The following is a 23,085-nucleotide window of genomic DNA, read 5'->3' as shown; positions in this document are numbered from 1 at the left end:
GTTGCGGCTACCGTCGCCGCGGCAGTGGTAGCGTCGAAGCAGGAATCATCGACGTCGGCTCTCAATCGCCGACCGCCCCAGCTCGAGTTCCGAGCACCGCCGATCGAGACCCGCGTCGGCGGCCGATCCGGCGTCTCCGCGCTGGGCAGCGATCCAGCCGAGAAGGACCTATGGCCATCACCGATATTGCCGTGTACTCGCATCTGAGCAGGGCGGACATCGAGTCGCTCGGCGCCGAGCTCGACACGATCCACCGGGACACCAGCGAATCGCTCGGCAGCCGCGACGCGGCCTATATTCGGCGCACCATCCGCTTCCAGCGCGCCTTGGACATCGCGGCCCGCCTGCTGATCGCGGTCAACCGGAACCGGACGACGTGGTTGCTCGGCACGGTGTCGCTGGCCGCCGCCAAGAGCATCGAGAACATGGAAATCGGCCACAATGTCTCACACGGCCAATGGGATTGGATGAACGATCCCGAAATCCATTCCACCAGTTGGGAATGGGACATGGTCGGGCTGTCCGCCCAGTGGAGATACTCACACAACTTCCGCCATCACGTCTACACCAACGTCATCGACATGGACGACGACATCGGATTCGGCGTGATGCGGGTGACCAGAGACCAGGAGTGGAAGCGCGAGCATCTGTTGCAGCCGCTGCAAAACCTGATCCTGGCTACCACTTTCGAATGGGGCATCGGCCTACACGGCCTGTACGCGGATCGCGACCGGGTCGAGACCAAAGCCGAGAAAGCCGCGCTGACAAAGGCTTTTCTACGCAAAATCGGACGTCAGGCGGTCAAGGACTACGTCCTGTTCCCCGCGTTGAGCGGAAAACGCTGGCGGCGTGCGCTCACCGCGAACGTCGCCGCCAACGTCCTGCGTAACGCCTGGGCCTACGTGGTGATCTTCTGCGGGCACTTCCCGGACGGCGCGGAGAAATTCACGCCCGCCGCGCTGACCGGTGAGACCAAATCCGAATGGTATCTGCGGCAGATGCTCGGCACCGCGAACTTCGACGCGGGACCGGCGCTCGCCTTCGCCAGTGGGAACCTCTGCTACCAGATCGAACACCACCTGTTCCCCGATCTGCCGAGCAATCGCTACGCGGAGGTCGCCACCCGGGTTCGCGCCCTCTGCGACAAGTACGACCTGCCCTATACCAGCGGCTCGCTGCTGCGGCAGTACCTGCTGACCATGCGGACAATACACAAGCTCGCGGTGCCGGACCGCTGGCTGATCGCCACCTCCGACGATGCGCCGGAAACCGCGTCCGAGAAGAAGTTCCAGACCGGCGCCGCGCAGGCGGTCGCCGAGCTCGCCGATGTGACCACCGGCTTGCGCACCGCGCTGCACCATGCGCGGCTCCGCCTCGAACTCGAAGCGGGCTTCGAAGGCAACGGATTACGCCGGGCCGCGGCCCGGATCAGGTCGAATATCGCCGGTTCGCTGCGCAGGCCGGTCGCCGCCGGGTGATCATGGCGTTCGCGCCTCGTCGCGGCGGCGCTTCGAACGGAGCCAGCCGAAAGTCAATTGCACTGCGCGCTGCCAGTTCTCGTACTCGTCGGCGCGGTGCAACGGGTCCATTTGAGGTACCCACTGGGCGGCCAGGCGCCAATTGTTGCGCAGGCCCTCCAGGTCCGGCCAGTAGCCGACGGCCAGACCGGCGGCGTAAGCGGCTCCGAGCGAAACGGTTTCGGCGACGAACGGGCGCATGACGGGCAGATCCAGCACGTCGGCCACGATTTGCATGAGCAGGTTGTCCGAGGTCATGCCGCCGTCGACGCGCAGGGCGCGGGCTTGTAAACCGGAGTCGGCGTTCATCGCGTCGACCACCTCACGGGTCTGCCACGCCGTCGCCTCCAGCACGGCACGCGCGATGTGGCCCTTGGTGATATAGGACGTGAGACCGGCGATGAGACCGCGCGCGTCACTGCGCCAGTGCGGCGCGTACAGCCCGGAGAAGGCGGGCACGATGTAACATCCGCCGTTGTCCTGCACTGTGCGGGCGAGGGTTTCGATTTCCGGCGCACTGGTGACCAGGCCGAGGTTGTCGCGTACCCACTGCACCAGCGAGCCGGTCACCGCGATCGGCCCCTCCAGCGCGTACACCGGCTTCTCGTCGCCGATCTGGTAGCCGATGGTGGTGAGCAGACCGTGCGAGGACTGCACCAGTTCGCGGCCGGTGTTCATCATGAGGAAACCGCCCGTGCCGTAGGTGCACTTGGTTTCCCCACGCGCGAAACAGGTTTGACCGAACAGCGCGGCATGCTGATCACCGAGCGCGGCGGCGATCGGGATACCGGGCACCACGCGGCGGGTGGTCCCGTAGGAGGCGGTCGAAGGCTGGATCCGCGGCAGCATGGCCGCGGGAATACCGAAGAAGCTCAGCAACTCCGGATCCCAGGTGAGCGTGGTGAGGTTCATCAGCAGGGTGCGGCTGGCGTTGGTGACATCGGTCAGGTGCAGGCCGCCGTCGACGCCGCCGGTGAGGTTCCAGATCAGCCAGGTCTCCATGGTGCCGAACAGCACCTCACCGCGTTCGGCCCGTTCCTGGAGCCCGGGAATGGAATCGAGCAGCCAGCGCAGCCGCGGCGCCGCGAAGTAGGTGGCCAGCGGCAGCCCGCACAGCTCCCGAATGCGGTGTGCGCCAGGCTTTTCCTCGTATTCGCGGACCAGGTCCTCGGTTCGCACGTCCTGCCAGACGATGGCCCGGCGGATCGGCGCGCCGGTGCGGCGATCCCATACCACCGTGGTCTCGCGCTGATTCGCGATGCCGAGGGCGGCCACCTGGTCGGCGGCGGTGCCGGAGTCCCGCAGGGCCTGCGGCACGATCCGGTCGACATTGCGCCAGATCTCCATCGCGTCCTGCTCGATCCAGCCGGGCCGCGGATAGTGCTGCTTGTGCTCGCGTTGCGCGACGCCGACCAGGCGAGCGCGCTGATCGAACAGGATGCACCTGGTGGAGGTGGTGCCCTGATCGATCGCCAGCACGAAACGTTGGGTCATCCGCGTCCTCTCCTGCGATGAGTCAGTGGGTCAGTGTCCGCCGCCCAGATCCCGCGAGACCGCATGTGCGGCGTCGCGTACCTGCCCGACCAGGGCGGCCCGGTGTCGTAATTGCGCGTCGCAGAGCCGGTCGACCGGTCCGCTGATGCCGATGGCGCCCACCACGAGCCCGCCGTGCGCGCGGATCGGCGCCGCGATGCCCGCCTCGCCCGGCCGGTATTCCTCGGTATCGCCCGCCCAGCCCGCCTGCCGGACCGCGGCGAGCGTACGGGTGAGGACCGTGCGGTCGACGATCGTGCGCCTGGTGAGCGAGGGCAGGTCGGTGCCGCGCATGTCCGCCAGGAGATCGGCGTCGTAGGCGAGCAGCACCTTGCCGAGGGCGGTCGCGTGCGGCGGGAGTAATTCGCCGAGTTCGAGCGCCTGTTCGGAGTTGTCCGGGCGAAAGACGTGGTGCACCACCACCACGCTGCCGTCGACCGGTGCGCCGATGCGTACGGCTTCGCCGGTGCGCGCCGCCAGCGCATCCGCCCAATTGATAGCGCGCGAACGTAGCTCGTTGGCATCCAGATAGCTGGTGCCGAGGTGCACGAGGGCCGCACCGAGCTGGTACTTGCCGGTCGCCGGATCTTGTTCGACGAAACCGACGCCTTGCAGTGTGCGCAGGATGCCGTGCGCGGTGGGTTTGGCGAGACCGAGCGCGCCCGCGATTTCGCCGACGCCGAGCCGGCCCGCACCGCGGGCGAGCAGGCGCAGGATGGCCGCCGCTCGCTCGATCGACTGAATCGGTCCGGGCATGCCCCGAAACTAGCGGCCGGATTCGACAATGTCGAACATACGGTGAACAAACAGCAACACTCCCGGCGCTCAGTGTGACGTGCGTCATGCCCGCTTCCTCGGCCGCCCGACACTAGCGGCAGCAGCTGGGGGCAGCCAGGCTCACCGTTCGGCATTGTCGAACGGGCGCTATGTCCGGGTTCGCGGCCGAGTCGTAACGTCTCGATGCGCAGGGTCGCGTGGGGCGACCACGGGCGAACGGAGACTCAACGATGAACTTCGGCTCGATCTTCCTGAGTGAGGCACTCGGCACTGGGATGCTGGTCTTACTCGGTGTCGGCGTAGTCGCGAACGTATTGCTGACCAAATCCAAGGGCTTCGACGGCGGCTGGCTGTTGATCAACTTCGGGTGGGGTCTGGGCGTCCTCGCCGGTGTCTACGTCGCCTACAAAACGGGCGGTCACCTGAACCCTGCGTACACGATCGGCGTGCTGGCCAGCGGCGCGGACGAATACACGGCCGGTGTCGAGATCACCGTCGCCACCACCCTCGCCTACATCCTCGGCCAGTTGGCCGGCGCCTTCGTCGGCGCGAACCTCGCCTACGTCGCGTACAAGCGGCACTTCGACGAGGAAACCGACGACGAGAAGAAGCTGGGCGTCTTCGCCACCGGCCCCGCGATCCGCGGGCTGTCCTGGAACTTCGCCACCGAGGTGATCGCCACCTTCGCGCTCGTGCTGGTGCTGCTGGCCATGGGCCACACCGCCACCGGCCTCGGCCCGCTCGCCGCCGCGCTGCTGGTGGTCGGCATCGGCGCCTCGCTGGGCGGGCCCACCGGCTACGCCATCAACCCGGCGCGCGACCTCGGACCGCGGCTGGCGCACGCGCTGCTGCCGGTGAACAAGGGCGCCGCGGTCCGGCCGGTGCGCGAGCCCGCCACCGTCGGCGGCGGCTCGGCCGAGCTCAGGGCCGATCCGGGCCCCACCGATCTGCCGGGCCGCAAGAACTCCGACTGGGGTTATGCCTGGGTGCCCGTCGTCGGCCCACTGCTGGGCGGCGTGCTCGCGGGTCTGGCCGCACAGGTCCTTTTCTGAATACCTTTCTCTTTCCACAGCTTTCCCCGAAAGGACCACCGATGACCCAGTATGTCGGCGCCATCGACCAGGGCACCACGAGCACCCGCTTCATGGTGTTCGATCACAGCGGCAACGAAATCGCCCGCCACCAGCTCGAACATCAGCAGATCCTGCCGCAGGCCGGCTGGGTGGAACACGACCCGACCGAGATCTGGGAGCGCACCCGCGCGGTCATCCAGAGCACGCTCACCAAGGCCGATCTGCAGGCGAGCGATCTGGCCGCGGTCGGCGTCACCAACCAGCGCGAAACCACCGTCGTGTGGAACCGCCGCACCGGCCGCCCGTACTGCAACGCCATCGTCTGGCAGGACACCCGCACCGATCGCATCGCGGCGGAACTGGAACGGGCCGGCCACGGCGACACCATCCGGCACAAGGCCGGATTGCCCCCTGCCACTTACTTTTCCGGCGGCAAGCTGCGCTGGATCCTGGACAACGTCGCCGGTGTCGCCGAGGCGGCCGAACGCGGCGAGGCGATCTTCGGCACCACCGACAGCTGGCTGCTGTGGAACCTGACCGGCGGGGTCGACGGCGGCGTGCACGTCACCGATCCGACCAACGCCAGCCGCACCATGCTGATGAACCTGGAGACCCTGGACTGGGACGACGAACTGTTGTCCATCTTCGGGATTCCGCGCTCGATGCTGCCCGACATCGCCCCGTCGTCGAACCCCGAACTGTTCGGAAAGACCAGGGCCGACGGCCCGTTCGGTGGCGAGGTGCCGCTGGCGGGCGTGCTGGGCGATCAGCAGGCGGCCACGGTCGGCCAGGTGTGTTTCCGGCCGGGCGAGGCGAAGAACACCTACGGCACCGGAAACTTCCTGCTGCTCAACACCGGCACCGATATCGTGCGCTCCGAGCACGGCCTGCTCACCACGGTCGCCTACCGGCTCGGGAACGACAAGCCGGTGTACGCGCTGGAGGGCTCGATCGCGGTGACCGGCTCGGCGGTGCAGTGGCTGCGTGATCAGCTGGGCATCATTTCCGGTGCGGCGCAAAGCGAATCGCTGGCCCGGCAGGTCGAGGACAACGGCGGGGTGTACTTCGTGCCGGCGTTCTCCGGGCTGTTCGCACCGTACTGGCGCTCCGACGCGCGCGGGGCGATCGTCGGGCTCTCCCGGTTCAGCACCAACGCCCACCTGGCGCGGGCGACGCTGGAATCCATTTGCTACCAGACCCGTGACGTCGTCGAAGCCATGCAGGCCGACTCCGGCGTGCAGCTCGACGTGCTGCGGGTGGACGGCGGCGTCACCGCCAACGAACTGTGCATGCAACTGCAGGCCGACTTCCTCGGCGTTCCGGTCTCGCGCCCGGTCGTCGCGGAGACCACCGCGCTCGGCGCTGCCTACGCGGCCGGGCTCGCGGTCGGATTCTGGAGCAGCACAGACGAACTCGTGCAGAACTGGCACGAGGACAAGCGCTGGAACCCCACCGGAACCGAGGAGCAGCGCGAACGCGGCTACGCCCGTTGGAAGAAGGCCGTGGCGCGCACCCTCGACTGGATCGACGTCGACGAGTAGCTCGTCGGCGCTTGGCGACTTATCACCGAAGAAGGAGAAAGCAATGTCCGCGAGATTGGATCCGAGCTACCGCGCCCGCGCGGTCGAAGCCCTGGGCGACAACGAAATCGATGTGCTGGTGATCGGCGGCGGCGTGGTCGGCGCCGGTGCCGCGCTCGACGCCGCGTCCCGCGGCCTGAGCGTCACCCTGGTGGAGGCCAGGGATTTCGCCGCGGGCACCTCGAGTCGTTCCAGCAAGCTCATCCACGGCGGCCTGCGCTATCTCGAGCAGCTCGACTTCTGGTTGGTGCGTGAGGCGTTGAAGGAGCGGGGTCTGCTGCTGAACAAGCTGGCCCCGCACCTGGTCCGCCCGGTGTCCTTCCTGCTGCCGCTGCAACACCGGGTCTGGGAGCGCGCCTACATCGGTGCGGGCGTCGCGCTGTACGACACCATCGGTGGGGCACGGGCGCTGCCCATGCATCGGCACCTGAGCCGCACGCGCGCACTGGAATTGGCGCCCGCGCTGCGCGAGGACTCGATGACCGGCGCGATCCGCTACTTCGACGCGCAGGTCGACGACGCGCGCCACACCATGATGATCGCGCGCACCGCGGCCCAGCACGGCGCGACGGTGCTGACCCGCACCAAGGTCACCGGGCTGCTGCGCGACGGCGAGCGGGTGATCGGCGCGCAGGTGACCGATCTGGAGACCGGTCGCGAGCACACCGTGCGGGCTCGTCGCGTGATCAGCGCGACCGGCGTGTGGACCGACGAGATGAATCGAATGACCGGCGTGGACTTCCCGTTCCACGTGCGGATGTCCAAGGGTGTGCACATCCTGGTGCCGCGCGAGCGGCTCGACCTGGACACCGGGCTGATCATGCGCACCGAGAAGAGCGTGCTGTTCGTGATCCCGTGGCACAACCACTGGATCATCGGCACCACCGACACCGATTGGTCGCTGGACAAGGACCATCCGGCCGCGAGCAACGCCGACGTGCAATACATCCTCGACCACGTGAACGCGGTGCTGCGCGAGCCGCTGACCCGGGACGACATCGTCGGCACCTACGCCGGGCTGCGTCCGCTGCTGTCCGGCGCGTCCAGTGACACCTCCACGCTGTCGCGGGAACACGCTGTGGCCGAACCGGTTCCAGACCTGTTCGTGATCGCGGGCGGCAAGTACACCACCTACCGGGTGATGGCCGCCGACGTCGTCGACGCCGCGGTCAAGGGCCTCGGCCGCGCCGTCGCACCGTCGGTCACCGACAAGCTGCCGATCCTCGGCGCGGTGGGCTACCAAGAGTTGCTGGCCGATCTGGACAGCCTGGCGCAGCGGGTCGGCCTGCCCAAGGCCACGGTCGAGCACCTGCTCGGCCGGTACGGCTCCGGCGCACACGACCTGTTCGAGCTGATCGCCGCGGATCCGGCCCTGGCCGAATCGCTGCCCGGCGCCGAGGAGTACCTGGCCGCGGAGGTGGTGTACGCCGTAACCCACGAGGGCGCACTGCATCTCGACGACGTGCTCACCCGGCGCACCCGGATCTCGATCGAGGCGTCCGACCGCGGACTGCTCGCGGCACCCGAGGTCGCGCTCCTGATCGGCCCGCACCTCGGCTGGGACACCGCGGACGCCGAGCGCGAACTCACCCGGTACCGGGATCGCGTCCAGGCCGAACTGGCCGCCAACAAGGCGGCGGACGACGAAGCCGCGAACGCCGCCCGCTTGGTCGCCGTCGCCTGACCAAACGCACCCCGGCGGGCTCGAAGTGCCGGTCCGGCTTGCGGTTTCGGCCGCGCCGCACCGCCGAGCCCGCCGGTCGGTCCGCGCGACCTCGGCACCGACCACTTCGCCCCCGCGCCAGCGATTTTCGGCCGTTGACCTCGAGTGCGGTTGAGGTCCGATAGTGGGGGCATGACTCAATCTGTCGAGCAATGGAATGCGGTTTACGACGAAGATGCGGCACCGTGGTTGATCGGACGTCCGCAGCCCGCGATCGTGGAATTGGAGCGCGCGGGATGGGTGCGCGGGCGGGTGCTCGATCCAGGGTGCGGCGCGGGTGAGCACACCATCCTGCTGACCAAGCTCGGGTACGACGTGGTGGGCATGGACCTGTCGCCCAGCGCAATCGAATACGCCCGGAGAAATGCTGCCGCGCAAGGGGTTCCGACCGCACGCTTCGAGGCCGCGGATCTGCTCGCCCTCGGGAGCGCGGACGCGGCGCCGACCTACGACACCATCGTGGACAGCGCGCTGTTCCACATCTTCGGCACCGAACCGGAGAACCGCGCCGCCTACGTGCGCAGCCTGCACGCGCTCTGCAAGCCGGGCGGAGCTGTCCACATCCTGGCGCTCTCGGATGTCGAACCCGGCTTCGGGCCACGGATCAGCGACACCCTCATCCGTGAATCCTTCAGCGAAGGCTGGGAATTGGAGGATCTGCAGCCCTCGAAGTACCACGGCACGGTGACCGCGTCGGTACTGGGCCAGGACACCGGCTTCGACCTGCCCGCGGGCACCGCCGTCGAGCTCGCTGCCTGGCAGGCCAGGTTCCGCCGGCGCTAACCGTCCATTCCCGAGTGTCCGTCCGGTGTCGATTCGTCGGTCTCCAAGTCGGCGCCGGACGGGTGCTCGTCGGCGTGGGTCGCCTTCGTGTGCTCGTCGGCGAAATCCGCCTCTTCCAGCTTCGATTCGGCCGTCGCCCGATCCATCTCTGGTCCGCTCATACCCGCCGCATACCCGATTCCGGCGCCGCGACGCTCGTCGGCTGCGCGCATGGTGCGCCGAGACGGCCACCGAAGCATATTTTGTGCGCGGCCGCGGCAGGTGAAGCACGTTTCGTGCGCGTGCCCGCTGCGTACAGACCGGACGGTGCGCGACGGGTTAGGGTCGAATTATGGAGACGGTGGGTGTGGACGAGGCGGCGCGGGTTTCAGCCCTGCTGGCGGCCGAGGCCAATGCGGTGGCTTTGTTCGATGAAGTGGTGGCGCGGGGAATCATCGCGGCGGGCGCGACCGAGTCCGAAGTCAGCGACGCGGTACGCGACCTCGCGAACGAGATGTTCGGAATCCGGCGGTTCTGGCACAAGCGCATCGTGCGCTCCGGGGTGAACACGCTCGAGCCCTACAGCGCCAAACCGCCGAACCGGGTCATCGAAGCCGACGACATCTGCTTCCTCGACTTCGGCCCCATTTTCGAGGAATGGGAAGCAGATTTCGGCCGCACCTACGTACTCGGTGACGACCCGGCGAAACTGGCCCTGCGCGACGCGCTCGAACCGCTGTGGGAGCAGGGCCGCGCCTACTTCGAAGCGCACACCGATATCACCGGCGACCAGCTCTACCATTTCGTCGTCGACCAGGCCGCCACCCAGGGTTGGGCCTTCACGGCCGAGATCGCGGGTCACCTGGTCGGCGAATTCCCGCACAAACAGATTTCCGGCTCCCAGGTCACCTCGTACGTGGCCCCGGGCTCCACCCTGCCGATGCGCCGCCTCGATCCCAAAGATCGCCACTGCCACTGGATTCTCGAAATCCACCTCATCGACCAGGCCAACAACATCGGGGGCTTCTTCGAGCAGTTGCTCGACCTGCGACCGCCGACGAATTGACCGGTGGCTCAACGCCAGTGGTGATCGCCGAGGGCTGATACCTCGGAACCGCCGTCCGCGAAGACGATCTGGCCGGTGACGAATCGGTTGTCGGCGCTGGACAGCCAGCAGATGAGGTCGGCGACCCATTCGGGCCGACCCGGAAAGCCGCCGAATGGTTGCGGCGCAGCGGCTTCGACGGCGGCGCGAATCTCGGGGTCGGTGAGAATATAAGCGGCAGCGGGCGTATCGACGACGCCGGGTGCGACGACATTGAGCGCGATACCGGAACCGGCCCACTCGCGCGTCGGCGCGACTCTGCGCACCCAGCGGTTCAATGCGCGCTTCGCGATCCCGTAGCCGCCGGTCACCCCGCCGGCGGCGGGATCAGCGGCGAGACCGGCGACCGCGGCCGCCTCGTCGCCGTCGAGGCAGGCCTGCACGATGCGTTCGTCGGCCGGGGCGAGCGAGGCGGTCGATGACACGGCCACCGCGCGCGGCGCCGGACTCTGTGCCAGCAAGGGCCGCAGCCCGGCCAAAGTCGCCACCGCCCCGAAGTAGTTCGTTTCCAGCAGACCGGTTTTGCCGCCGCCGGCGACGGCCAGCACCGCGTCGATCGGCCCGCGCACCTGCTCGATCAGCGATTGTCTACCGGCGGGGGTGGACAGGTCGGCCTGGATCTCGGCGTTGTCCAGATCGCAGCCGATGACGATGGCATCGCGCTCCCGCAGCAACGCGGCGGTCGCCGCGCCGATACCGGAGGCGGACCCGGTGATCACGTATCGGCGACCGGCAAAACCTGTGTGCGGCATCGCATTCCCTCAGTCGGCAGGGGATTCCGCGGCCTTGGCGATATCGTCGAGATCACGCTGCAGCATGCGGCGGGTGGGACCTTCGAAGAGCCTACCGATGAAAGCGGCTGTGCGCGTGACCTTGCCGTGTGGTTTGCCTTCGAAACCCATGGCCAGCAGGGTGTTCTGACCTTTGGCTGTCAGCGTGACGATGGACCGGTAGTGGGTGCCGTGCGAATCGGCCTCGGTGGTGTAGGACTGGCCGGGTACCAGAGCGGTGACCGACAGGGTCTCGGTGGCTTCTTTGCCGAACATGACCCGGGTTTCCCGCCATGTGGTGCCGACGGTGAATCCGGCTCCGTTGTCGAGGCGTTCCAAGCGGGTGATTCCGCGGATCACCGCGGCGGTGCGTTCCAGATCGGTGATCACCGCCCAGACCCGGTCGGGGGTAGCGGCGACCTCGCGGGTAACCGTGATCATCGACACAACGCCTCCTCGGACCGTGGACCGTGTTCGGCCCGGACTAAGGCAACACCGTAGCGGGCAGTTCAGGCCGCGTCGTGCTGATCCGTCCCATCGGCCCGGTACGAGCCGACACCGTAGCCGGGAACGTTGATCCCCGGCACGTCCGCGCCCAGCGCGATGACCTCGTGCAGCGCGTTGTGATACTGCTGTACCCCGGCGATCCGGCCCTCCCGGAAACGGACCTCGCTGAGGAAGACGGCGTGATATCGGCGTTCGCTTTCGCGCGCGGTCCATTCGCCCTCGATGGTCGCGAACCACAGGTGCGGCGCGGCGAACGGACGGACGGTGATGCGGGCGAGGCTGCCCGCGTGCCAGAGTTCGGCGCCCCAGGAGTCGAGACTGTCCCGCAGCTCGTCGCGGCTCACCACCATGTCGGGCAGCCCGGGCAGTTGCCACGGCGCGTGGAAGCGCACGTCGGCGGTGACAAGTTCCATCGCCTGCTCGTGGTCCTGCAAGAAGACGAGTTCGTAGAAGCGTTCGACCACCGCACCCTCGTCGGCCGCGTCGAGCAGGCCCGCGACGGAGCGATCGCATCGGACAGCCGCGTGCCTCCGGTCCTGCGGAGCGGTTGTCATGTCGGTCATCACAAGCCCTTCCTGTCCCGCCGGTTGATCGCTCAATAATTACAGCAAACCAGCAGCAAACAAGTGGCGTCAATGTCAGCTTTCGCTAAGATCGCGACATGCGGATGGTCGCCATCCTCGTACCGGCCGGTGTGAACGCCTTCGATCTCGTCCTGGGCGGTCAGGTCTTCGCGTCCTCCTTGCTGCCCGACTATCGGCCGGCCTACGACGTGCGCATGTGCGGCGACGCGACCACGGCGCTCGCGGCTGGACAGCAGTTGTTCGCACTCGGCACGCGCTGGCCGCTGGAAACCGCGGAGCAGGCGGATGTGGTGCTCGTGCCCGGCGCCGAAAGCATGCTCACCCCCGATCCGCGGCTGAGTGAAGCGCTGCGGGCCGCGGCGGCGCGCGGCGCGATCATCGCCTCTATCTGCACCGGAGCCTTTCTACTCGCCGATTCCGGCCTGCTCGACGGGCTGCGCGCCACCACCCACTGGCGCATGGCCGACCTGCTCGCCGCGCGATATCCGCGGGTCGACGTCGATCCCTCGGTGCTGTTCATCGACAACGGACAGATCCTCACCTCGGCCGGGTCCGGCGCGGGATTGGATCTGTGCCTGCACCTGGTGCGCCGCGACTACGGCTCGGCGATCGCGGGCGACACCGCTCGGCAGATGGTGTTGCCGCTGCAACGCGACGGCGGCCAAGCACAATTCATTACCCGGCCCGACCCGGCGCAAGACGCCACCGCACTGCAGCCCCTGCTCGACTGGATCGAAGAGCACGTCACCCAGCGGCTGACCCTCACCGATATCGCCGAACACGCAGGTCTGAGCGTCCGAACGGTGCAGCGCCGCTTCGAAACCCAGCTCGGCACCACGGCGTTGCACTGGATTCTGAACGCCCGCATCCGCCGTGCTCAGCGTTTGCTGGAAACCACCGATCTGCCGATCGACCGCGTCGCCGAGCAAGCCGGCTTCGGTTCGGTGGCCTCGCTGCGTTATCACTTCACTCAGTTGGTGGGCACCGCACCGCGCAACTACCGCAAGGCATTCGGCGATCCCACGAGCGTGTCGCGGTGACACGCCGGGTAATTCGACAGTCGACCAGATTCGCGCCGACAGGTTGCCCAGCGTCAACGGCACCCTTAGCCTGAAATGGACAGTGTGCAAGGTCACGCCGCGCCGTCGAGACAGCGTCTTCGGCGCCGAGGCCTGGTAGTACCGCATTACACGATCGGGGCTGTGCCGATGTCCATGATTCTCTTCCTCCTCCTGCAGCCGTTCCTCGGTGACGAAGTCGCTCGCGGCTTGGCGACCCAATTCCGGATCGGCCCCGACAACTGAGCTCCGCCTCGACCAGAGCACCCGTCGCGGGCCGGTAAACTCGCGGGGCGGGATCGAAAGTCGAGGGTGCGCAGCGGGAAGCGCACGGCGAGCACAGGAGAAATCATGTCGAGTCGCCGCTTCCGATCCAGCGCCGCCGGGATCGCCGTCCTGGTCGTGGCGCTGGTGGTTGCCGGTTGTTCAGGGTCGGATTCGAAGGCACCGGTATCGAAGGACCCCGCGCCCGCGGCGATCGCCATCACGCCCGCTCCCGGCGCGAAGGGCGTCGACCCCACCACCCCCGTTCAGGTGAGCGCGGGTGATGGCGTGCTCACCTCGGTGACCATGACCAACGAGGCGGGCAAGCAGATCGAGGGCATCTTCACGCCGGACAAGACCGCGTGGAAGCCGGCCGACGCCCTGGGCTACGGCCACACCTACACGATCACCGCCGAGGGTCTCACCATCACCGGCCGCAGCGGACCGCTGACCTCGACGTTCGACACGCTGACGCCGAACAATCAGACCAAGGTGTACTTCGAGACCACCGGCGGCGGCCTGCTCGACGGCGGCACCTTCGGGGTCGGCGCCGTCGTCGCCGCGCATTTCGACGAAGACGTCCCCGACCGCGCACTGGCGGAGAAGAGGCTGTCGGTCACCACGAATCCGCCGGTCGAAGGTTCCTGGTACTGGCTCGACAACCGGCACCTGCATTGGCGGCCCAAGGACTACTACACGCCGGGCACGAAGGTGAGCGTCGCCGCCAACATCTACGCGGTCGATCTGGGTGGCGGACTCTACGGCCAGGAAGACAGCAAGGCCTCGTTCACCGTCGGCGCGTCGCATGTGTCGATCGCCGACGACAACACCAAACAGGTGCAGGTCTTCGAGGACGGAAAGCTGATCCGCACCATGCCCACCTCGATGGGCATGGGCGGCAGCGAGAACGTCGGCGGCAAGACCATCACCTTCTGGACCCAGCCCGGCACCTACACCGTGATGAGCAAGGCCAACCCGGTGATCATGGATTCCTCCACCTTCGGCCTGCCGGTCAACTCCCGGCTCGGCTACAAGGAAACCATCAACTGGGCCACCCGGATCAGCACCGACGGCATCTACCTGCACGAACTGGCCTCCACCATGTGGGCGCAGGGCAACACCAACACCTCGCACGGCTGCCTGAATCTCAGCCCGGACAATGCGCGCTGGTTCTACGATTTCGCGGTACCCGGCGACGTGGTCGAGGTCCGCAACACCGGTGGCGCACCGCTCGAGGTCTGGCAGAACGGCGACTGGGGCGTGCCCTGGGATCAGTGGCAGCAGGGCAGCGCGCTGCGCTGACGTACCTTACTTTCGAGCAAGGCCAGCACCTTTCGACTGGCTCCGGACACGCCGAGGCGCGGCTCGTAGCGTCGAGCTGTGGATCAGAACCTTGCCGGCGACCTCGCCGAACTGCCCGCACTGCTGGACGCGGTGCGCGAATCGGCGACCGAGCTGCTGACCGGCCTCGCCGCACGACCGGTCGCGCGCTCAGCGAAAGAAGTTGGGCCGGAACCGCTTCCGGAGCAGGGCCGGGGCCTGCGGGCCGCGCTCGCGGTGTTCCGGGAACGCTGGGAGCCACAGTTCTCGGCCAGCGCCGGTCCGCGGTACTTCGGCTTCGTCACCGGCGGCGCCACGCCCGCTGCGGTCGCGGGTGACTGGCTCACCGGCACCCTCGACCAGAACGCCATGTCGGGCGAGGACTCCGCGGCGGCCGAACTGGAGCGTCAGACGGTCGATTGGATCGGGCAGCTGTTCGGATTGGACGGGCACACCGGCGCTTTCGTCAGCGGCGCGACCATGTCGAACTTCGTCGGCCTGGCCATGGCGCGGGAGTGGCTCGGCGAACGGCTCGGCGTCTCGGTGGCGCAGGCCGGTGTCGGAGCGCTCGGCCCGGTATCCGTGCTCTCGGGCACACCGCACTCCAGCATCATCAAATCGCTGTCCATGCTCGGAATCGGCCGGGACAGCATGAAATACGTGCCGACCCGGCCCGGGCGCGAAGCCGTCGACGTGCGCAGGCTCACCGAGGCGCTCGACGCGCTCGACGGCCATCCCGCGATCGTGGTGGCGAACGCGGGCACGGTGAACACCGTCGATTTCGACGACCTGCGCGCGATTGCCGCACTGCGCCAACGGTATCCGTTCTGGTTGCACGTCGACGGCGCGTTCGGCGCGTTCGCGGCGCTGGCCCCCGAGCACGCCGAGCGGGTCGACGGACTGGCCGAGGCGGATTCGGTGTGCGTCGATCTGCACAAATGGCTCAACGTGCCCTACGACGCCGCGGTCCAGTTCAGCAAGCACCGCGAGCTCCAGTTGCGAGTCTTCCTGAATTCCGCCGCGTACCTGACCGCGCCCACCGGCACACCGGATTTCGGGCACCTGGTGCCGGAGAACTCCCGCCGGCTGCGCGCCTTGCCCGCGTGGTTCTCGCTGACCGCTTACGGCCGGGACGGTCATCGAGACATCGTGCGGCGCAATATAGCCTGTGCGAATCGCCTCGCCGAGCGACTCACCGCCGACGGGCCGCTGCGGCTCGTCGCGCCGGTGCGGCTCAACGTCGTCTGCTTCACCCTCGCCGCCCGGCCGACACCGGAACGGATCGCCGCGCTCACCGAGTCGATCGCGGAGAGCGGCGAAACCTTCGTCACCCCAACGGTTTATGCGGGAGTGCCCGCACTGCGCGCGGCGTTCAGCAACTGGCGGACCACCACCGAGGACGTGGACCGTGCGGCCGCCGCCATCACCGCCGCGGCCCGCGCCCTCGGCTGACGCTCAACCGGTCGCCTCCGTGATGGGCGAGGCATGGAAGCCGGGACCCGGCCGCGCGTCGACCTCGCGCGGGTCGAGTTCGGTCCGGCAGTGGTCACACACCATGACCGGAGTGATCGTGTGCCCGCAGGTGCGGTGCTCGAGCACGAGCGGCGGGCCGTCCGGATCGGTGAGGTGCCGATCGCCCCAGGCCATCATCGCGATGATGATCGGATACAGCTCGCGACCGGCGGCGGTGAGGTGGTAATCGACCCGGCCACCGCCCTCGTCGGTGCGGGCGAAGATCTCCGCGTCGATCAACATGCGCAACCGGCTGGTGAGCAGATTGCGATTGGTGATGCCGATATTGCGGGCGAAGTCGCTGAACCGCCGCACACCGAAGAACGCCTCGGCGATGAGCAGGATCGTCCATCGGTCGCCCAGCAACTCGACGACGCGGGTCACCGAATCATCAGGCGGACGTCGGATGGTCATGGGGCACATCCTCGCATGCGGTAATGGTATTGCATTCCTACCGTCGGTATCGCAATAATACTAACAACCGGTCACCGCCGGGCGATCAGATGCCGACCCGCAAAGACGCGGCGCATCAGGTGGGAGCCTCATGACTACAGCCCAAGAACCGACCGCCGACTACGTGCGCCTGCTCGATCCCGCGCTCCGGCCGGATCCCTATCCCCTGTTCGCCCGGATACGGGCGGCCGGGCCGTTCCGGATCGGTACCGCGCCGGTCGTCGTGTTCGCCGGCCATGCCGACTGCACGGCGGTACTGCGCGATCCACGGGTGAGCGTGGACCGTTCGCTCGCCACGTTACAAATGGGCCCGATGCCGCTGTACACCTCGTCGAAAACCCCTGCGGAACAAGTGAAGCCGTCGTTTCTGTTCCTCGATCCGCCCGACCACACCCGGCTGCGACGGCTGGTGTCGAAAGCGTTCACGCCGCGGGTGGTGCAGCAGCTCGAGCCGCGGATCACCGAAATCGTCGATGATCTGCTCGACAAGCGTTCGGCGGCGGGGGTATTCGATGGTGTCGCCGACTTCGCGTATCCACTGCCGGTCACTGTCATCTGCGAATTACTCGGCGTGCCGCTCGAAGACGAAGCGCAACTGAGCCATTGGTCCGGCCTGCTGGCTCGCACACTGGACCCCACCTCGCGGCGTGCCGCCGAATTCCAGGCTGATCCGGCCGAATTGGAGCGTGCAGGAACCGAACTCAGCGACTACTTCGAGGAACTCGCCGAACGCCGCCGCGCCACACCGGGACCCGATCTGCTCTCGCAGCTCATCGCGGCCGAGGACGCGGGCGACATGCTCTCGCACCAAGAGCTGATCTCCACCTGTGCGCTGCTGCTCATCGCCGGGCACGAGACCACGGTCAACCTCATCTCGAACGCGATACTGGCCTTGTTACGCCGCCCGGACGAGCTCGCCGCCTTGCGCGCGAATCCCGAACGGGCCCAAGGAATCGTCGAGGAGACGCTGCGGTTCGACCCGCCCGTGCAGCTGATGCCGCGGATCGCCGCCGACGCGCTCACGGTCGGCGGTATGGACATCGCGCGCGGCGATCTGCTGGTGCTGCTGATCGCCGCCGCACAACGCGACCCCACCGTATATCCCGACCCCGATCGCTTCGACCCCACCCGCGAAAGCCGGCACCTGACCTTCGGCCTCGGCGCTCACTTCTGCCTCGGCGCTCCCCTGGCGCGCCTGGAGGCCCGAATAGCCCTCACCCGCTTCGCCCAACGCCTGTCCACCCCCCGCCTCCTCGTAGACCCCCCGCCCTACCGCGAACACGTAAACCTCCGCGGCCCCGCCCACCTACCGATAGAGGTTCCCGAAATCCTGCCCCGCTAGGGACGCAGAGCCGGCACCGAACAGAATCCACCGGCATGCAAATCATCCTGCCGCGCACGGATTGTCTTGCCGCGCACTGATTTGCCGACGAATTCGTGCGCGGGGTGCTAGAAGGTGCGCGCGGGTCAGCCGTTGTAGGAGGTGTGCGGAGTCCAGTCGGCGAGGGGCCTGGTGGCGGCCGCATGGAGGGCGGCGGCGACACGGTCCCGGGTGAAGGCACCCTCGCCGAGGACACCGTTGATCTGGACTGCGACGGCGCGGAAACCCTTGGCGGCCAAGGTGGTGTCCAGGCTGGTGACCAGGTTGCGGACGGCCGCCTTCTGCACACCGAGTGAAGCGGCCTGGTTCCACGGTTTGTCCGCCGCGGCACTGCCGGTGACCAGCACCCGGGCGCCTTCGGCGAAGAACGGCAGGGCGGCCTGGACGGCGGGCAGCAGCGCGGCGGCGCCGATCGTGAAATCCTCGATCAACTCCGGCACGGTCAACTCGAGTGGATCGGACTGGCGGAACATGCTCGGGTTGAAATGCAGCACGTCGATCCGGCCGTGCCGCTCCCCCACCCCGGCGACCACCCGGGTCACATCGGCGGGGTCGGACAGATCGACACCCACCCCGTCGGCGTCGAACCCTTCCTCGCGCAATTCGGCGACCAGCGGCTCCGCCTCTTCGGCCCACCGACAGGCCAGCACCACCACGTATCCGTCACGGGCAAAGAGTCTGGCGACAGCCAATCCGACGCCGGGGCCGGCGCCGAGCACGAGAAGAACGGGAGCAGACATGGACCCGAGCCTACGGCCGCCCGGTGGTCCCGGCGAAACCCCCGGTTGACGCAGGCTGTGCACCGATTTCGCCGCAACAATACATACAGGGGCGTGTAGAGTTGTGGTCGTCACCTAGTGATGCTGGGTGGCGGGACGCCGAGGTCAATCGACGCCCCGCCTGGTGGGTTACCTAGCCCGCAGCCAGCGGACCAAGACGAGTGCTCCGGCGATTACGGCAGATCCGGTCAAGATGATGCCGTAATCGACCGGAGCCTCTCGCTTCTTCCGGCGATGTTTCGCCATACCCACCACCTCCTTCCTCGGCACGATGCGGCCTGGACCAACTGCCGCGCCGTCCCTCGAGGTGGAGGTCCCATTACCCTAGCCCAGCCCACCGACGAAAAACTTTGACCCCCAACGACTTACGACGCGCCAACACTGGAATGGTCACGTTGGAACGTTCGCGTTGGAACATGCCGGATGCCGACCCGTCAGCGGCTGCGCCGAAAGCGGTGGTCAGACCCCTGTCGATGGTTGCCCGGGCGTAGCCAGCGCAACATCCGTACTCTCGATGGGAAAGCGCGTAGAACTGACGACGAGGATGATCCGGTGGAGCGAGTGCCGAAGAGGAAGCCGGGCACGGAACCCGCCACGATGCTGGACGACGACACCGTCGAGTTCGCCAAGGTCGGCGACGAGACCAGTGGCCGGGCGCGGCATCGCAGGGCGGCGAAACCCCGCCGGGTGGCAACCCGGCGCGCTCCCGCACCGCGCGAGCAGCCACCACGTCGCGCGACCAAGGTGGCGAAGAACGCCGTCCGCGCGGTGGTGGCCCTCACCGCCCTGGCCGTGGTCTCCGGCACCGGTTTCGCCTGGTCGGCGAAGCTCGAATTCGATCACGGGTTCACCCGCACCGACGCGATCGGCGAGGACGCGCCGCACTCGCTCGGCGGTGACCTGAACATCCTGCTGATCGGCTTGGACACCCGGAAAGACCTGAACGGCAAGGACTTACCGAAAGAGATCCTCGACCAACTGCACGCGGGCGACGGCGACGACGGCGGCTACAACGCGAATTCGCTGATCCTGATGCATATTCCGGCGGACATGAAGAAGATCGTCGCGTTCTCCATCCCGCGCGACGACTACGTGCCGGTCACCGGTATCCCCGGCTACGACCGGGCCAAGATCAAGGAAGCGTACGGCCTGAAAAAGGCGGCCGCGCAGGACAAGCTCGTCGCGGCCGGAGAGAAGGACCCGGTCACCTTGGAGCGCAAAGGTCGCGAGGCCGGTCGCGCCTCGATCGTGTCCACGGTGCGCAACCTGGTAGGTGTCCCGATCGACCGGTTCGCCGAGATTTCGCTCGCCGGGTTCTACGACTTGGCCACCGCCCTCGGCGGCGTCGACGTGTGCCTGAACAAGGCCGTCGACGACAGCTACTACTCGGGCGCCAAGTTCCCGGCGGGACCGCAACATCTGAACGGGTCCGAGGCGCTGGCGTTCGTGCGGCAACGGCACGAACTGGAGAACGGCGATCTGGACCGGACGCACCGGCAGCAGGCGTTCCTCACCTCGGTGGCCAAGTCGCTCAAGGAATCCGGCACGCTGACCAATCTGAGCAAGCTCTCCGCGCTGATGGACGTGGCCCACCGCGACGTGGTGCTCTCGGACGGCTGGAATCTGATCGACTTCGCGAGCGACCTGGGCGCCGCCGGATCGATCGCGATCGAATTCCGGACCCTGCCCGTACTGCGCTACGAGACGATCAACGGCCAGGACGTCAACATCATCGATCCGGCGGCGATCAAGAAGGAGGTCCGGACCGCGTTCGGGGTGCAGCCGCCGAGCACCGCGGCGCAACCGCCGACGAGCACGGTCGATATCCAGAACGCGGGCACGGTGTCCGGCGCGGCCGCCACCCTGTCCGCCGCGCTGACCACGCGCGGCTACCGGGAGGGCACCCTCGGCAATCGGAGTACGGCGAGCGGCACCGTCTCGACGTCGATCACCTACGGCGCGGGCGCCGAAGCGGACGCGACCCAGTTGGGCGAAACCCTGGGCGGTCTCACCCCTACCGCGTCGACGAGCGTCGCGCCGGGACACGTCCTGGTAGTTCTCGGCGGCGACTTCACCATGCCCACCGAGCTGACCGCGAGCACGTCGACCTCGACCGCGCCGACCACCACAACGACCACACCGGCCGAGCCCGCGCCGGACGCGGGCAAACCGGTCACCACGACGATCGGCAACACGATCCCCTGCGTGAACTGACCTACTCGACGACAGCTTTGATGCGCTCCAGCGTCTCGCGCATCCCCTCGACGTTCGTCTTGCGCCTGGCCCGCCCGGCCAGCAGCCAGTACAGCCGGATCGGCGGGCTGGCGTGCAACTGGAACGACTCTGTGACGTCGGTTCCACCCGCGACCGGTTCGAAGCGGTAGGTCCAGGTGTTGATCGCCATACCGCCGGGCCCGAGCACGGTGAACGCGAACTCGCGGCCGGGCTCGCTGGCGATGATCCGGCACACGGTCCAGTACTTCAGACCCCAGCCGTTGCGGTTGACGTGTCCGCGGAATTTCACCCCGACCGCCGGGCCGGTGGCGCCGCCGAGCCACTCGGCGGCGAAGGTCTCCGGACTGAACCGTCCGGTGTTGGTGATATCGCTGACCAGTTCCCAGATGGTTTCGGCGGGTGCGGCCATCCGCACCGTCACACTGTCCTGCATGCCCGAACGCTAGCAGGCCTAAGGTTTTTCGCTACCCCTGCGCGCGTGGCGAATGCGGCAGCACCGCGTCGAACGCGGTGTCCCAGGAGTCCGGATCGTCCAGCAGCGCGCCGGGCGGCAACGCCCAGCAGGCGGCGAGCAGGTCGTAACCGAGATGAGCGATGGCGGCGTGCACGGGCCAGTGCGCGGCGGTCCATTTCGGTTCCTCGGTGGCCGAATCCAAGCCGGTCCGTGCCACGCCGACCAGCTCGAACTGCAACTGCTGGACCAGAACCACGGCCTCGGCGCCGGCCGGTTCGGCACGGAGCAATTCCACCAACGCATGCGCCGCGGCACGAACCCGCAGCTCGATCCAGCGGAAGGTGCGCCGGTGCGCGCGCGGCGTGACGACATGCGGTGCGAGCATCGCGACCGCCACGCCGAGCACGGTCTCCACGAACCGATCCCGGATCAGCGGCCCGACCGCCATCTGCGGTGCTGCCCCGACTGCGAGCAGCGCGATCGGAGTGATGAAGACGGCCGCGATCGCGTAGTTGCGCGGGACGTACAACTCCATGCAGAAAATGAGCACAGCCACCAGCACAGCGAGCGCGTAACCGGTCGGCGCGAGTTGATGGATGCCCGCGAAAAGCGCCAGCCCGACGACAGTTCCGGCGAAACGGTGAATGCCGCGGACCTTGCCGCGGACCCGATCGGGACCGATCTGCAGCACCATCACGGCCGTGAACACCGCCCAGTGCGGCCGGTCCTGGCCGAGCAACGCGCTCAGACCACCGGCGACCAGGCAGGCGAGGCCCACCCGGTACGCGCTGATCATCGCGTGTGAGTCGAACGACAACGATCGCCGCAGCCGGAACCCGACACCGGGCCGGACGAACGAGATGAGCGGATCGACGACCACGTCGTCGGTGTCGTCGTAGGCCGGTCCGGCCAGCCGGTTCCGGGCCGCGACCAGGGTGCTCAGCAGCTCGGAATCCGGCATCCTGGTCGGCAGCCGCGCGTCGTAGACCGCGGCCCACGCCTCCGCGATCGCGCCACCCGCCTGATGGCGCAGGTCGATGGCGGGCCGGCCGGTCGCGCGCGCCGCCAAGTAGGCGTCGACGGCCTGGTCGGCGGCTTCGACGGCGACCCGCTCGGGTTTGCGCCGATCGCGCAGCACCCCCGCCATCGAGACGAGAACCGACACCGCCACACCGAGCCCCGTGCAAGCCAGCAACACCCCGGCCGAGATCCCTGCCTCGGTGGCCATCATCGAGCCACCGCACACGATCACGAACAGCAGTGCGCCCGGCGGGCCGAGCCGCATCGCGTCGATCACGTAGACGGCGACCGTCGCCACCGCCGTCAACAACGCCACCGTGAGCAGCGCGGCACCGAGCCCGCCGGAGAGCACCTCGCCGAGCAGCGCGCCGACGGCACACGACATCAGCAACGCCAGGCCCGCGGTGAGCACCACACCGGCCCGGAGGAGATAGGCCCGGCGCTCCCCGTACATGACGGCGAGCGCGCCGAACAACACGAACAGCGCGTACCCCGGATGCCCCAGCGCGACCACCACCGCGGCGGGCAGCAGGAACGCCAGCGCCGAGCGCAGCGCCGGACTCCATCGCCGTCCCGCCGGAGGAAGCGCGAACAGCAGCGAACCGATCCGCACCTGCGGCGGCAACGGGTCGGAGACCGGCGAAACCATCTACTTCCTTCCGAGAGAGCGAGAGTGAC

The 23,085-nt window shown here is 67.9% G+C and carries 21 protein-coding genes; 11 read left to right on the top strand and 10 right to left on the bottom strand.

Annotated features, from left to right (window positions below; translation table 11 throughout):
- Window positions 1-170: 170 nt before the first annotated feature.
- Window positions 171-1,478: a fatty acid desaturase family protein gene (locus O3I_RS07215; protein WP_014982244.1), complete on the top strand. Its 1,308-nt coding sequence runs from the start codon at window positions 171-173 to the stop codon at window positions 1,476-1,478.
- Here O3I_RS07215 and glpK (O3I_RS07210) read toward each other — a convergent pair whose 3' ends face one another.
- Both glpK (O3I_RS07210) and O3I_RS07205 read right to left on the bottom strand, forming a co-directional pair.
- Window positions 1,479-3,011, bottom strand: coding sequence for a glycerol kinase GlpK (gene glpK / locus O3I_RS07210; RefSeq protein WP_014982243.1), 1,533 nt, complete (start codon window positions 3,009-3,011; stop codon window positions 1,479-1,481).
- A gap of 30 nt (window positions 3,012-3,041) precedes the next feature.
- Complete coding sequence (locus tag O3I_RS07205; protein WP_014982242.1) at window positions 3,042-3,806, bottom strand: IclR family transcriptional regulator; 765 nt, start codon at window positions 3,804-3,806, stop codon at window positions 3,042-3,044.
- A 251-nt stretch (window positions 3,807-4,057) separates the two neighbouring features.
- On the opposite strand from O3I_RS07205, the gene O3I_RS07200 reads away from it, so the two are divergent.
- The 4 genes from O3I_RS07200 to O3I_RS07185 all read left to right on the top strand — a co-directional run bounded on the left by O3I_RS07200 (window position 4,058) and on the right by O3I_RS07185 (window position 8,986).
- Window positions 4,058-4,879, top strand: coding sequence for an MIP/aquaporin family protein (locus O3I_RS07200; protein WP_014982241.1), 822 nt, complete (start codon window positions 4,058-4,060; stop codon window positions 4,877-4,879).
- Between the two features lie 41 nt (window positions 4,880-4,920).
- The gene (gene glpK / locus O3I_RS07195; RefSeq protein ID WP_014982240.1) at window positions 4,921-6,441 is read left to right on the top strand and encodes a glycerol kinase GlpK; all 1,521 of its coding nucleotides are present in this window, start codon (window positions 4,921-4,923) and stop codon (window positions 6,439-6,441) included.
- A gap of 43 nt (window positions 6,442-6,484) precedes the next feature.
- On the top strand, window positions 6,485-8,164 hold the full coding sequence (gene glpD, locus O3I_RS07190; RefSeq protein ID WP_014982239.1) for a glycerol-3-phosphate dehydrogenase: 1,680 nt from the start codon (window positions 6,485-6,487) through the stop codon (window positions 8,162-8,164).
- 171 nt (window positions 8,165-8,335) lie between these two features.
- Window positions 8,336-8,986 carry a class I SAM-dependent methyltransferase gene (locus O3I_RS07185; RefSeq protein ID WP_014982238.1) on the top strand — a complete coding sequence of 217 codons (651 nt, stop codon included), beginning with the start codon at window positions 8,336-8,338 and terminating at the stop codon, window positions 8,984-8,986.
- Here the strand turns inward: O3I_RS07185 and O3I_RS45395 are convergent.
- Window positions 8,983-9,147, bottom strand: coding sequence for a hypothetical protein (locus tag O3I_RS45395; protein WP_167829107.1), 165 nt, complete (start codon window positions 9,145-9,147; stop codon window positions 8,983-8,985). The genes O3I_RS07185 and O3I_RS45395 overlap by 4 nt on opposite strands.
- A gap of 170 nt (window positions 9,148-9,317) precedes the next feature.
- On the opposite strand from O3I_RS45395, the gene O3I_RS07180 reads away from it, so the two are divergent.
- Entirely contained in the window at window positions 9,318-10,031 is a 714-nt protein-coding gene (locus tag O3I_RS07180; protein ID WP_014982236.1) for a M24 family metallopeptidase, read from the top strand.
- Between the two features lie 8 nt (window positions 10,032-10,039).
- On the opposite strand, the gene O3I_RS07175 is transcribed toward O3I_RS07180, so the two are convergent.
- The 3 genes from O3I_RS07175 to O3I_RS45385 form a co-directional block, all read right to left on the bottom strand.
- Window positions 10,040-10,822, bottom strand: coding sequence for an SDR family oxidoreductase (locus tag O3I_RS07175; protein ID WP_041562462.1), 783 nt, complete (start codon window positions 10,820-10,822; stop codon window positions 10,040-10,042).
- 9 nt (window positions 10,823-10,831) lie between these two features.
- The gene (locus O3I_RS45390; protein ID WP_041563478.1) at window positions 10,832-11,281 is read right to left on the bottom strand and encodes an SRPBCC family protein; all 450 of its coding nucleotides are present in this window, start codon (window positions 11,279-11,281) and stop codon (window positions 10,832-10,834) included.
- 68 nt (window positions 11,282-11,349) lie between these two features.
- Window positions 11,350-11,910: a nuclear transport factor 2 family protein gene (locus O3I_RS45385; protein WP_014982233.1), complete on the bottom strand. Its 561-nt coding sequence runs from the start codon at window positions 11,908-11,910 to the stop codon at window positions 11,350-11,352.
- Between the two features lie 98 nt (window positions 11,911-12,008).
- On the opposite strand from O3I_RS45385, the gene O3I_RS07160 reads away from it, so the two are divergent.
- The 3 genes from O3I_RS07160 (at window position 12,009) to O3I_RS07150 (ending at window position 16,025) form a co-directional block, all read left to right on the top strand.
- Entirely contained in the window at window positions 12,009-12,971 is a 963-nt protein-coding gene (locus tag O3I_RS07160) for a GlxA family transcriptional regulator (RefSeq protein WP_014982232.1), read from the top strand.
- Between the two features lie 369 nt (window positions 12,972-13,340).
- On the top strand, window positions 13,341-14,555 hold the full coding sequence (locus O3I_RS07155) for a L,D-transpeptidase (protein WP_014982231.1): 1,215 nt from the start codon (window positions 13,341-13,343) through the stop codon (window positions 14,553-14,555).
- 78 nt (window positions 14,556-14,633) lie between these two features.
- Window positions 14,634-16,025 carry a pyridoxal phosphate-dependent decarboxylase family protein gene (locus tag O3I_RS07150; protein ID WP_014982230.1) on the top strand — a complete coding sequence of 464 codons (1,392 nt, stop codon included), beginning with the start codon at window positions 14,634-14,636 and terminating at the stop codon, window positions 16,023-16,025.
- Window positions 16,026-16,028: 3 nt separating this feature from the next.
- On the opposite strand, the gene O3I_RS07145 is transcribed toward O3I_RS07150, so the two are convergent.
- Window positions 16,029-16,499: a winged helix-turn-helix transcriptional regulator gene (locus O3I_RS07145; protein WP_014982229.1), complete on the bottom strand. Its 471-nt coding sequence runs from the start codon at window positions 16,497-16,499 to the stop codon at window positions 16,029-16,031.
- Window positions 16,500-16,629: 130 nt separating this feature from the next.
- On the opposite strand from O3I_RS07145, the gene O3I_RS07140 reads away from it, so the two are divergent.
- Window positions 16,630-17,880, top strand: a complete 1,251-nt coding sequence (locus O3I_RS07140) for a cytochrome P450 (protein WP_014982228.1) — start codon at window positions 16,630-16,632, stop codon at window positions 17,878-17,880.
- Window positions 17,881-18,005: 125 nt separating this feature from the next.
- On the opposite strand, the gene O3I_RS07135 is transcribed toward O3I_RS07140, so the two are convergent.
- On the bottom strand, window positions 18,006-18,659 hold the full coding sequence (locus tag O3I_RS07135; protein ID WP_041562461.1) for an SDR family NAD(P)-dependent oxidoreductase: 654 nt from the start codon (window positions 18,657-18,659) through the stop codon (window positions 18,006-18,008).
- 726 nt (window positions 18,660-19,385) lie between these two features.
- On the opposite strand from O3I_RS07135, the gene O3I_RS07130 reads away from it, so the two are divergent.
- Entirely contained in the window at window positions 19,386-20,912 is a 1,527-nt protein-coding gene (locus O3I_RS07130; RefSeq protein ID WP_041563477.1) for an LCP family protein, read from the top strand.
- Between the two features lies 1 nt (window position 20,913).
- On the opposite strand, the gene O3I_RS07125 is transcribed toward O3I_RS07130, so the two are convergent.
- A complete protein-coding gene (locus tag O3I_RS07125) occupies window positions 20,914-21,366 on the bottom strand; it encodes an SRPBCC family protein (RefSeq protein WP_014982225.1) in 453 nt (150 codons plus the stop codon).
- Between the two features lie 31 nt (window positions 21,367-21,397).
- Window positions 21,398-23,056, bottom strand: a complete 1,659-nt coding sequence (locus tag O3I_RS07120) for an FUSC family protein (protein WP_014982224.1) — start codon at window positions 23,054-23,056, stop codon at window positions 21,398-21,400.
- Between the last annotated feature and the right edge of the window lie 29 nt (window positions 23,057-23,085).

Source organism: Nocardia brasiliensis ATCC 700358 (genome assembly GCF_000250675.2).
GTDB lineage: Bacteria > Actinomycetota > Actinomycetes > Mycobacteriales > Mycobacteriaceae > Nocardia > Nocardia brasiliensis_B.
Note: the sequence above shows the minus strand (reverse complement) of the source record. Positions and strands in the feature narration are given on the sequence as shown.